The 10,671-nt window shown below is 62.6% G+C and carries 15 protein-coding genes; 5 read left to right on the top strand and 10 right to left on the bottom strand.

Annotated features, from left to right (window positions below):
- Positions 1-58: 58 nt before the first annotated feature.
- The 4 genes from hemW to rph all read right to left on the bottom strand — a co-directional run bounded on the left by hemW (position 59) and on the right by rph (position 3,244).
- Positions 59-1,261 carry a radical SAM family heme chaperone HemW gene (gene hemW / locus B3605_RS07335; protein ID WP_047507020.1) on the bottom strand — a complete coding sequence of 401 codons (1,203 nt, stop codon included), beginning with the start codon at positions 1,259-1,261 and terminating at the stop codon, positions 59-61.
- A gap of 10 nt (positions 1,262-1,271) precedes the next feature.
- Positions 1,272-1,916 (bottom strand): RdgB/HAM1 family non-canonical purine NTP pyrophosphatase, encoded by a 645-nt coding sequence (rdgB, locus tag B3605_RS07330; RefSeq protein ID WP_112943817.1) that lies wholly within the window; start codon positions 1,914-1,916, stop codon positions 1,272-1,274.
- A 10-nt stretch (positions 1,917-1,926) separates the two neighbouring features.
- Entirely contained in the window at positions 1,927-2,331 is a 405-nt protein-coding gene (locus B3605_RS07325; RefSeq protein ID WP_112943818.1) for a VOC family protein, read from the bottom strand.
- 196 nt (positions 2,332-2,527) lie between these two features.
- The gene (gene rph, locus B3605_RS07320; protein WP_018898171.1) at positions 2,528-3,244 is read right to left on the bottom strand and encodes a ribonuclease PH; all 717 of its coding nucleotides are present in this window, start codon (positions 3,242-3,244) and stop codon (positions 2,528-2,530) included.
- A gap of 183 nt (positions 3,245-3,427) precedes the next feature.
- On the opposite strand from rph, the gene hrcA reads away from it, so the two are divergent.
- Positions 3,428-4,516: a heat-inducible transcriptional repressor HrcA gene (gene hrcA / locus B3605_RS07315; protein ID WP_018898172.1), complete on the top strand. Its 1,089-nt coding sequence runs from the start codon at positions 3,428-3,430 to the stop codon at positions 4,514-4,516.
- A gap of 2 nt (positions 4,517-4,518) precedes the next feature.
- Here hrcA and B3605_RS07310 read toward each other — a convergent pair whose 3' ends face one another.
- Complete coding sequence (locus B3605_RS07310) at positions 4,519-4,953, bottom strand: GFA family protein (RefSeq protein WP_111561566.1); 435 nt, start codon at positions 4,951-4,953, stop codon at positions 4,519-4,521.
- Positions 4,954-5,172: 219 nt separating this feature from the next.
- Here B3605_RS07310 and grpE point away from each other — a divergent pair, with 219 nt between their 5' ends.
- Complete coding sequence (grpE, locus tag B3605_RS07305; protein WP_018898174.1) at positions 5,173-5,793, top strand: nucleotide exchange factor GrpE; 621 nt, start codon at positions 5,173-5,175, stop codon at positions 5,791-5,793.
- 180 nt (positions 5,794-5,973) lie between these two features.
- On the opposite strand, the gene B3605_RS07300 is transcribed toward grpE, so the two are convergent.
- Together B3605_RS07300 and B3605_RS07295 are read right to left on the bottom strand one after the other, a co-directional pair.
- Entirely contained in the window at positions 5,974-6,210 is a 237-nt protein-coding gene (locus tag B3605_RS07300; protein ID WP_112943819.1) for a hypothetical protein, read from the bottom strand.
- Between the two features lie 72 nt (positions 6,211-6,282).
- Complete coding sequence (locus B3605_RS07295; protein WP_112943820.1) at positions 6,283-7,227, bottom strand: nucleoside hydrolase; 945 nt, start codon at positions 7,225-7,227, stop codon at positions 6,283-6,285.
- Between the two features lie 276 nt (positions 7,228-7,503).
- Between B3605_RS07295 and B3605_RS07290 the strand changes: the two genes are divergently transcribed.
- The 3 genes from B3605_RS07290 to B3605_RS07280 all read left to right on the top strand — a co-directional run bounded on the left by B3605_RS07290 (position 7,504) and on the right by B3605_RS07280 (position 9,048).
- Positions 7,504-7,935, top strand: a complete 432-nt coding sequence (locus B3605_RS07290; protein WP_047507035.1) for an Hsp20 family protein — start codon at positions 7,504-7,506, stop codon at positions 7,933-7,935.
- Between the two features lie 50 nt (positions 7,936-7,985).
- Entirely contained in the window at positions 7,986-8,243 is a 258-nt protein-coding gene (locus B3605_RS07285) for a DUF1150 family protein (RefSeq protein WP_018898177.1), read from the top strand.
- A gap of 85 nt (positions 8,244-8,328) precedes the next feature.
- Positions 8,329-9,048 (top strand): carbon-nitrogen hydrolase family protein, encoded by a 720-nt coding sequence (locus B3605_RS07280; RefSeq protein ID WP_112943821.1) that lies wholly within the window; start codon positions 8,329-8,331, stop codon positions 9,046-9,048.
- A gap of 22 nt (positions 9,049-9,070) precedes the next feature.
- Here B3605_RS07280 and B3605_RS07275 read toward each other — a convergent pair whose 3' ends face one another.
- The 3 genes from B3605_RS07275 to B3605_RS07265 all read right to left on the bottom strand — a co-directional run.
- A complete protein-coding gene (locus tag B3605_RS07275; protein ID WP_112943822.1) occupies positions 9,071-9,514 on the bottom strand; it encodes an NUDIX domain-containing protein in 444 nt (147 codons plus the stop codon).
- A 21-nt stretch (positions 9,515-9,535) separates the two neighbouring features.
- Positions 9,536-10,237 (bottom strand): tRNA (guanine(46)-N(7))-methyltransferase TrmB, encoded by a 702-nt coding sequence (gene trmB, locus B3605_RS07270; protein ID WP_026282941.1) that lies wholly within the window; start codon positions 10,235-10,237, stop codon positions 9,536-9,538.
- A 4-nt stretch (positions 10,238-10,241) separates the two neighbouring features.
- Positions 10,242-10,671, bottom strand: a 430-nt coding sequence (locus B3605_RS07265) for a methionine adenosyltransferase domain-containing protein (RefSeq protein WP_296433457.1), incomplete at its 5' end; no start/stop codon positions are given.

The raw sequence follows: 10,671 nt of genomic DNA, 5'->3' as shown, positions 1-10,671 counted from the left end.
GGCAGGCGGATGAGGGGGCCTCACAGCACAAGCTAACCGCCTGAACCCACCCCAAAAATCAACAAGCCAGATCAGCCACCACCGAATCCAAAATCAGCATCCCCGATGGCGTGCAGCGGATACGCGAGTTGCCGATGCGCTCGATAAACCCGTGTTCCAGTAAAAACTCTTCGCGCTTCGGGTCGGGATCGCGGCCCGAGAGCTGCTGCCAGCGGGCGAGGTCGACGCCTTCGGTGAGGCGGAGCCCCATCAGGAGCAGTTCGTCGGCCTGTTCGTCATAGCCGAGCTGTTCCTGGTCGAGCACGCCGTGGCCGTCGCGCTCCACGAGCTCCAGCCAGGCTTCCGGCTTGCGCTCGGTGGCGGTGGCGAGCTTGATGGGGCCGCGCGTCAGCCGTCCATGCGCGCCGGGTCCAATGCCTGCATAGTCGCCGTAGCGCCAGTAGGTGAGATTGTGGCGGCTCTCGGCACCCGGGCGGGCGTGGTTGGAGACCTCGTAGGCGGGCATGCCCTCGGCGGCGGTGATGTCCTGCGTCGCCTCGTAGAGCAGCGCCGACTGGTCGTCGTCGGGCACGACGAGCTTGCCCATCTTGTGCAGCCCGAAGAAGGGCGTGCCCTCCTCGATCGTCAGCTGGTAGAGCGACAGATGGTCGACGGCGTAAGAGATCGCTTCGCGCAGCTCCCGTTCCCATTCCTCTACGGTCTGTTTCGGCCGCGCATAGATCAGGTCGAACGACATGCGCGGAAAAATGTCGCGCGCCAGCTTGATCGCCTTCAGCGCATCCTCAACATCGTGCAGACGTCCGAGAAACTTGAGGTCGCGGTCGTTCAGCGCCTGCACGCCAAGCGACACGCGGTTGACGCCGGCGGCGCGGTAGCCGCGAAAACGCTCGGCCTCGACGCTGGAGGGGTTGGCCTCCATGGTGATCTCGATGCCATCGGGCATGTGCCATTCCTTGGCGATGCCGTCGAGAATGGCCGAGACGGTCGATGGGTTCATCAGCGACGGCGTGCCGCCGCCCAAGAAGACGCTGGTCACCGTCTTCGGGCCGCTCAGCTGCCGCATCGCCGCCATCTCCTTCAGGAAGGCGGCGGTGAAGCGCTCCTGGTCCACAGGCTGGTGGCGCACATGGCTGTTGAAGTCGCAATAGGGGCACTTGGCGGCACAGAACGGCCAATGCACGTAGACGCCGAAGCCGGGCTCGCCGGTATCGGGCAAAAGAGATGCATAGCGCGTCAGGTTAGGCTGTTCCAAAGTGTCCACGATTCGGGTCTTATGCGTCCAGGCAGGTTTCGACGAAGATCTTGAAGGCACGGGCGCGATGCGAGAGGGCGGCAGCGTCGCCGGGCTTCCATCCGTGCTTTTCTTCCGCGCTCATCTCGCCGAATGTGGTGTCGTAGCCCTCGGGCTGAAAGACCGGGTCGTAGCCGAAGCCCTCGGTGCCGCGCGGCGGCCAGGCGACGAAGCCTTCGACTTCGCCGCGGAACATTTCGGTGTGCCCATCCGGCCATGCCAGGCAGAGCACGCTGACGAAGCGCGCCGTGCGCTGCTCCGGCGTGGTGGCGCTCTTTTCCTGAAGAGCCGTCTCGACCTTCTGCATCGCCATGGCGAAATCGCGCGTGCCGTCGGCCGTCTCCGCCCAGTTGGCAGTGTAGACGCCAGGCGCGCCGCCGAGAGCGTCGATCACAAGGCCGCTGTCGTCGGAGAGCGACGGCAGGCCCGATGCCTTGGCGGAAGCCAGCGCCTTGATCGCCGCGTTTTCCTCGAAGGTCGTGCCGGTCTCATCCGGCTCGTCGAATTTCAGTTCGGCTGCCGATTTCGCCGAAAAGCCGAAAGGACCGATCAGGTCGGCGATCTCGCGTATCTTGCCGGCATTGTGACTGGCAACGACGATGGTGCGGGTATCGAGCTTGCGCATGAGCGGTCCTTCAAAGATTCCAAAGTTTGGGTTCGGCGCATTCCAGGCTGTTGCCGTCAGGATCGCGGAAATAGATCGATCGCGCCCCGTTCGGCCAGCAGAAATCGCTTTCGATGGAAACGCCCGCTTTGTTGAGCTTTTCCGCGATCAAGTCAATCGCTTCCGCACTCATCCGGAAACAGGCGTGCCCCGCGCCCGTCGTGCCATGCGGCGGAACCGGCAGCGCATCGGAAGAGGGCGGCTTGATGGTTTCCTGGCGGTTGAAGACCAGAAGGATGCCCGGGCCGCAGCGAAAGAAGACGTGCCGGTTGTCATGGCGCAGAACCTTCTCGAGGCCGAGAACATCGCCGTAGAAGCGCTCGGCGGCATCGAGGTCGTCGACATAAAGCGCGGTTTCAAGAATGCCGTCGATCATGCTGTCATTCTCCGGGGCGCCAAAGACCCTCTCTGGCCTGCCGGCCATCTCCCCCACAAGGGGGGAGAACCGCTGGGCGCGCCCGCTTGCCCCAATTGGGCGTCGAGGGCTAGGCCGGGTTAAGCCCTCCCCCTTGTGGGGAGGGTTGGGGAGGGGTCTTGCTTGCTACAGCCTCTCAGCTGTCCTTGGCAAACCCTCAGGCAATCGCCGCCTTCTGCATCTCCACCAGCTCGGCAATGCCGTTCTTGGCAAGCGCCATCAGCGCGCCGAATTCTTCCTCGCTGAACGGCGTGCCCTCGGCCGTGCCCTGGATCTCGACGATCCCGCCCGAACCCGTCATCACGAAGTTCGCATCGGTCTCGGCGGACGAGTCCTCGAGGTAGTCGAGATCGATAACAGGCTGGCTGGCGAAGACGCCGCAGGAGATCGCGGCGACGTGGTCCTTCAGGACCCGCTCGACCTTGATCATGTTGCGGCTTTCCATCCACTTCAGGCAGTCGTAGAGCGCGATCCAAGCGCCGGTGATGGATGCCGTGCGGGTGCCGCCATCGGCCTGGATCACGTCGCAGTCGAGCGTGATCTGGCGTTCGCCGAGTTCCTTGAGGTCGACCACGGCGCGCAGCGAGCGGCCGATCAGGCGCTGGATTTCCTGGGTGCGGCCACCCTGCTTGCCGGCGGCGGCTTCGCGCTTCATGCGGTCGCCGGTGGCGCGCGGCAGCATGCCGTATTCGGCGGTGACCCAGCCCTTGCCGGTGTTGCGCAGCCACGGTGGAGTCTTTTCTTCAAGGCTCGCGGTGCAGAGCACATGCGTGTCGCCGAATTTCACCAGACAGGAGCCTTCGGCGTGCTTGGAAAAGTTGCGCTCGAAGGTGACCTTGCGCATCTGGTCGGTTTTTCTGCCTGATGGCCGCATCCTAATTCTCCTCGGTGCACGGGACCGGGAACGCGGGCGCGATCCCAGGCTTCATCCTATGTGCGGGTCTGTTGTTGACCGCTTCTACGATTGGCGGCGCGCATTTGCAAATTCCCTTTTGCGCGCACGGGGAGATTGGCTATATTTTGCGGTATCATTATCAGCATGGGTGCGCAGGGCTTAATGGAATTCAGGTCGTCGACGATTTCGGATGCCGTTGCCGCGCTGGACGAACGCTCCAAGGAAATCTTCCGTCGCATCGTCGAGGGCTATCTGGAGACGGGCGAGCCGCTGGGCTCGCGCAATCTTTCGCGCATCCTGCCCATGTCGCTGTCGCCGGCCTCGGTGCGCAATGTCATGAGCGATCTGGAAGAGCTCGGCCTCGTCTATTCCCCGCATGTCAGCGCCGGCCGTCTGCCCACGCAGGTGGGCCTGCGCTTCTTCGTCGATGCCTTCATGCAGGTCGGCGATCTCTCCGCCGAGGACCGCGCCAATATCGACCGGCAGGTGCGGGCGGAAAGCCGCGACGGCCCGATGGAAGCGATGATGAACGAGGCAAGCCGCATGCTGTCGGGCATGTCGCGCGGCGCTGGTCTCGTCATCACCTCCAAGAGCGATCCCGTGCTCAAGCACGTCGAGTTCATCCGCCTGGAGCCCACCAAGGCGCTGGCCGTTCTCGTCGGCGATCACGATCAGGTCGAAAACCGCATTATCGAGCTGCCCGCCGGCGTCACCTCCTCGCAGCTCACCGAGGCCGCCAATTTCCTCAACGCCCACATGACCGGCCAGACGCTGCCCGAACTGCGCAGCCAGCTCGGTCGCTTGAAGGCCGATGTGCGCCACGAACTCGACGCGCTCTCGCAAGATCTGGTGGAGCGCGGCATCGCCGTCTGGTCCGGTAGTGCGGACGAAGGCAAGCCGGCGCAGCTCATCATCCGCGGCCGCGCCAATCTCCTGGAGGGGCTGGGCAATCCTGATGATCTCGATCGCCTGCGCATGCTGTTCGATGATCTCGAGAAGAAGGACAGCCTGCTGGAGCTGCTCAATCTGGCCGAAAGCGGCCCCGGCGTGCGCATCTTCATAGGTTCGGAAAACAAGCTCTTCTCGCTCTCCGGCTCCTCGCTGATCGTCGCGCCCTATCGCGACGAGGACGACCGCATCGTCGGCGCCGTCGGCGTCATCGGCCCGACGCGGCTCAACTATTCGCGCATCGTGCCGATGGTCGATTATACCGCCCAGCTCATGGCAAGGCTCTCGCGCCCGTCCAAATAGCGCTATTCCGGCAGCTGCACGCCGGAGCCGCCCATCTCCGAAGGCATGTCCTTGAACTTCGGCAACCCGTCCTTCACGTGCAGGATGGTGTCCTCGTAGTTTACATGCATGGTCGGCTTGTAATCGAGATCGGGGATAACGGGCGCATAGACATCGGTCACGCCCCAGAGCGGATGCTCGCTATAGAGATGCCCGCCGCAGGTGTCGCAGAATTTGCGCACGCTGTAATCGGTCTTCTGGAAGCTCTCGACATGCTCGCCACCCTTGGTGACCCGAACCGCCTGCGGCTGCCACAGCGTGAAGGTGTTGATCGGCCCGGCCGACCAGTGCTGGCAGGAGCGACAATGGCAATAGCCCATCGCGACAGGCGTGCCGGTCACGGTCAGTTCCACGGCACCGCAAAAGCATTTCCCGACATAGACGTTTTCGTCGGCCATCTCAGCACCTCCCAGGTTGAGAGATGAGTGTGGCACCGTATTAGGTTTTGCGAAAGTAAGAATGACATGTGGCTGACGCCTCGCTGTCGCTTTCATATGCGGTCGTCACGGGCCGAACATGCCTGCGTTTGCGACCTTCTTCGTCACGCAGACTTGATTTTTGATGTTCAAAGTTCGATATCGGGCACATCCAAAAGCCACCAATGACCGGAGAACGTCATGACTGACGAGACGACGAAGAACGGACCTGACGCAGCCGCGGAAGAAGCCGCAGCCGACGCCGCCGCAAACGTCGAGAACGAGACCGCAGCCGAGCCCGATCCGATCGAGCTGCTGAAGGCTGAGAATGCCGAGCTGCGCGACCGCTATCTGCGCCTCGCCGCAGACATGGACAATCTGCGTCGCCGCACCGAGCGCGAAGTCAAGGACGCCAAGTCCTATTCCGCGGCCGGCTTCGCCCGCGATATGCTGGCTGTCTCCGACAACCTGCGCCGCGCGCTCGACGCCATCCCGGAAGAGGCCCGCGCTGGCGCCGATGCCGGCCTGACGACGCTGATCGAAGGTGTCGAGATGACCGAGCGCTCGATGCTGTCGACGCTGGAGCGCCACGGCGTGCGCAAGCTGGAGCCGGTCGGCCAGAAGTTCGACCCTAACTTCCACCAGGCGATGTTCGAAGTGCCGAACCCCGACGTGCCCAACAACACCGTCGTCCAGGTCGTCCAGGCCGGCTATTCCATCGGCGAACGCGTATTGCGCCCGGCCATGGTCGGCGTCGCCAAGGGCGGCCCGAAGATCGTCGAAGCCGAAACCAACTCGGTCTTCGACCAGAAGGACGCCTGATCCGATCGGGCCAGCTTCTAAGAGTGTTAGATAATCAGCAACCGGGTGCCAAAAGCCCCGGTTGTTTTCATTTTGCGGGGCACCCCATCACGAGACCAGAGCAGGCATACCGACTGTGTCAGCGGCGTGAGTTCGGTTCGAGTTTTTTATCGATGACCAGAGTGACCGGAGAAAGCTTCGTCATGCGGCGTCGGTGATGGCGGCGATGAAAGCGTCCGCCATATCGAGGTCGCGCTGCGAAGGCGTTCCGGGATAGGGGATATCGTTGTCGTTGGCGACTTCGTACAGCTCCATCTCGTCATCGAGATGAAGCGACGCGATGGCACGCTTCGTGGACATGAGGCCGCGGCTCCATGCCCACAGAATGTCGTGAACGGTCACAGGGTTTTCGTGGTCGAAGAGTACGTCTTGGCTCATCTGCGTCCTCGTCAGTCCCTGATATCCTACAGCACGGAAGACCTTGCCGCCAGTTGCGGCAAATCATCTTGCTCAGATGCGGGCGAAGCGTTCGATCAGGAGATCGAAGAAGCCGTCCGCATCGACATCGCGCATCACGGTTGCGTTGCGCTTGCGGTCGGTCACGTGCCACCAGTCGACCACGGTCATGCCGACGGTCAGCTCCGACTTCACCTCGATCTCGACGTTGCAGACCCGTCCCTTGAACAGCTCCGGCTTCAGCAGATAGGCAACGACCGTCGGGTCGTGCAGCGGACCGCCGTCCGAGCCGTATTTCTCGATATCGAAGCGCTCGAAGAACTCCAGCATCTCGACCATCGCGATCGCCGGCCGCGTGCCGATCTCGGCCATGCGCTTGACGCGCGATTTCAGCGTCAAGAGCTTGTGCGTCACGTCGAGCGGCATCATCACGATCGGCACGCCGGAGCGGAACACGATGTCGGCGGCCTCGGGATCGACGTAGATGTTGAATTCGGCCGCCGGCGTGATGTTGCCGCCCTCGGAATAGCCGCCGCCCATCATGACGAGCTCGCGCACGCGGCCGATGATATCTGGCGCCTTCTGGAAGGCGAGGCCGACATTGGTCAGCGGTCCGAGCGTGCAGAGCGTCACAGTGCCTTCAGGCTCGTTGCGCAGCGTCTCGATGATGAAGTCGACGGCGTGTCCCGCCTGCAAAGGCATGGTCGGCTCGTCGAGTTCGGGACCGTCGAGGCCGGTCTTGCCGTGCACATGCTCGGCGGTGACGAGCGGGCGGGCGATCGGCTTGTCGGCGCCGGCGAAAACCTTGGTGTCGGTCTTGCCGCAGAGCTCGCAGACGATGCGCGCATTGCGGCTGGTATAGGAGAGCGGCACGTTGCCGGCGACGGTGGTGATGCCGAGCAGTTCCAGTTCCTCGGGGCTGCCGAAGGCCAGCATGATCGCGGCCGCATCGTCCTGACCTGGGTCGGTGTCGATAATGATCTTTCTCGGGTTTGCCATTCCGTTCGTCCCATCCTCCCGGTGCCTGTATCGATGCATGCACCATCTGTTTATCTTCCCGCCGCAAATCGGCACAGCCGGCGCGGGGCAGGATTTGATGCGAGGCGCAGCAAGCTTTGTCAAGGCGGTGCAATCGCGTGCTGTCGGGACCGCAGGTCTTGCTTCCCTGTCTCGCGCCCTGTCTTGCGAATGACAGCATTCGTTCCCATATTAGCAACATCCGGATGCTGTCTTCAGGTCCGGAAGGGTCGCTTGCATCAAGGACTTGGAACGCTGATGAGCCGTATGACGCCTTTCGCCAGCCCGCTGTTGCTGGGTTTCGACGCCATGGAAAAGACGCTGGAGCGGATTTCCAAGGCGAGTGACGGATATCCCCCCTATAACATCGAGCGCCTTGCCGCCGACCGCATCACCGATGATCCTGAGCGCCTGCGTATCACGCTTGCCGTCGCCGGCTTCAGCGAGGAGGAACTCGACATCTCGGTCGAGGAAAACCAGCTGGTCATCCGCGGCCGCCAGGTCGAGCAGGGCGAGCGCGAATATCTCTATCGCGGCATCGCCGCCAGGCAATTCCAGCGCACCTTCGTGCTGGCGGATGGCATGCAGGTTCTCGGCGCGGGCCTCAAGAACGGCCTTCTGTCGGTGGATCTCATTCGCCCGGAGCCGTCGCGTATGGTGAAGAAAATTAACATTTCGGTCCCACAGTAGGACAACGGCGCAAATCGCACCGTTGGTCCCTTCTCTCTGGAGGTACAGGAATGTTGATGAAAGAAGCCAATTCGCACCTGACCAAGACCGAGCTTGCCGGCATCGGCAACGGCGAGGTCGCCTATATCAGGAAAATCCGCTCCGAGGATGTTCCCCGGTGTTTTCCGGAAGCTCCCGATATCGATCCGAACGTCGATCTCTGGGCGCTCTTCGGCGCGGACGGAACCCCGATCCTCCTCACGGACAACCGCTCCAGCACCTTCTTCAAGGCCGCTGAAGACGAGTTGAAGACGGTCAGCCTGCACTAAAGGCGGGTCAGCATAAAAACAGACGGCGTTCCCCGGAGCGCCGTTGTTTTGTTTTTGAGGGGCGACTCATGCTACGCCCCATCTCATGCGAATAGCGTCCTTCCAGCGTTCCCCCATTTTCGATGACGCTGAGAAGGCGGCGGGCGTGATCTCACGCGAGCTGACATGGGCCGATAGCCAAGGCGTCGATCTCGCCATCTTTCCCGAATGCTACCTCCAGGGCCACAGCTACGACCGCGCGATCAACGAGCGGCGCTCGCTTAGCGTCGATGATCCGGCGCTGCAAAAGCTGCTCGAACCGCTCCGTTCCATCAGGACAGCGGCGATCGTCGGCTTCGTCGAGCGTCGCGGTGATCTGGTCTACAACAGCGCCATGCTGATCGAGAACGGCACCGTCGCGGGCGTATACGCCAAGGCGAACCCGCTGGAAGATGGCTGCACGCCCGGCGATGCATTTCCCGTCTGGCGAAGAGCCGGTCGCGGCTTCGGCATCAATATCTGCAGCGACTTTCGTGATCCGGCATTCTCCGATGCCATCGTGGCAAACGGCGCCTCCGTCGTCTGCGCCCCGCTCAACATGATGATCCGGGAGCACAAGGTGGATCAATGGCGCGAGCCCGCGATAGAGAGCCTTCGCGCCTGCGCGGTCCGCACGGGCTGCTGGGTCATCTCCTCCGATGTCGTCGGCGACAGGGGAGATGGCTGGATGAGCTGCGGCTGCACGCTTGCGGTCGGGCCGGACGGTATGATCGCGAGCAAGGTGCCGGAATGGGAAGAGGGCGCTATCTTGCTGGATATTGATTGACGCTACCGGCCTAAGCCGATGCTCAGCCTTGGCCAAACAGCATGGACATCGGATAAGGCAGCGCCAGCTGCGGCATGTCGTTTTGTGTGAAGTACCGGATGGATTTGGTCTCGCTGTCCGTCCATACGCCGCTGCTGTCGCCAACACGGCACTTGAACAGCGTCACGACATACTCGACCTGATCGCCATTCGGATAAACATATCTGAATTCGTGTCCGCCGAAGACGCCGAGAATGCTGGTCGATGTGACGACAAGCCCGGTCTCTTCCATGACTTCACGGATAATGGCTTCCTGCGGCGTCTCGCCCGGCTCGATCGCGCCGGCGGGCAGGCTCCATGCTTCTCCGGATGATTTTTCCTGCAGCAGCAGGCGGCCCGCCTCGTCACGGATGACGGCGGCGACGGCGGGAAGCAGGATGAGGCGATTGCCGATGAGTTTGCGAAGGTCGGTCAGGTAGGATGCCATTCGCTGACCTCGCTTGATTGATCAGACGCGCTTGAACGTCAGATAGGCGGATGAGCGTCCTTCGCGCCTAGCCTTGGCCTCGTAGCGCGTGCTCGGCCAGCCCTCGTAGGGCGTCAGCCAGTCTGCCGCGTTGCTGGCCTGCCAGTCGAAGCCGCCGTGGTCGCGGCACTTCAAGAGCGTCCAGTTCACGTAGGTGTCGATGTCGGAGGCGAAGCAGAACAGGCCGCCGGGCTTCAGCACGCGGTGAAAGCGGTCGAGATTGGTCTTGGAGACGAAGCGGCGTTTCCAGTGCTTCCGCTTCGGCCAGGGATCGGGATAGAGCAGGTCGATCTGGTCGATCGATGCGTCCGGCAGCCAGTCGAGCAGCTGTGTCGCATCGTCGTTGTAGACGCGGACGTTGCGGGCGCCGGCATTGTCGACGCTGGCAAGCAGCTTCTGCATCGAATTGATGAAGGGCTCGACGCCAATGAAGCCGGTGGAAGGGGTCTCGATCGCGCGGTGGATCAGATGCTCGCCGCCGCCGAAGCCGATCTCCAGACGCAGCCGGTTGGTCTCGACGGGAAAGAGCGTGCTCAGCGGCTCCGGGGGAGCCGCCGAGAGGTCGATGATGAACGCCGGCAAGAGGGTGCTGAGCTTCTCCGCCTGTTGTCCGCGAAGTGCCTTACCCTTGCGGCGACCGAAGAAAGCCTCGGTCGCGCGTCCGCGACGTTCCATGTCAGTCATCGTATTAAGCCTTGATCGCTTCCTTGAGCGGCTTCACCAGGTCGGTCTTCTCCCAGGAGAACGAGCCGTCACGGCCAGCCTTGCGGCCGAAGTGGCCGTATGCGGAGGTCTTGGCGTAGATCGGCTTGTTGAGGTCGAGGTGACGACGAATGCCGGTCGGCGACAGGTCCATGGTCTTGCGGATTGCCGCTTCGACCTGGTCTTCCGTCACCTTGTTGCCGGTGCCGTGCAGGTCGACATAGATCGACAGCGGCTGGGCAACGCCGATGGCGTAGGAGATCTGGATGGTGCACTTCTCGGAAAGGCCAGCTGCCACGACGTTCTTGGCGAGGTAGCGGGCGGCGTAGGCTGCCGAACGGTCGACCTTGGTCGTGTCCTTGCCGGAGAATGCGCCGCCGCCGTGCGGAGCCGCACCGCCGTAGGTGTCGACGATG

This window comes from Rhizobium sp. UBA1881 (genome assembly GCF_002338015.1).
GTDB lineage: Bacteria > Pseudomonadota > Alphaproteobacteria > Rhizobiales > Rhizobiaceae > Rhizobium.
This window is presented reverse-complemented; position numbering and strand designations above follow the sequence as displayed.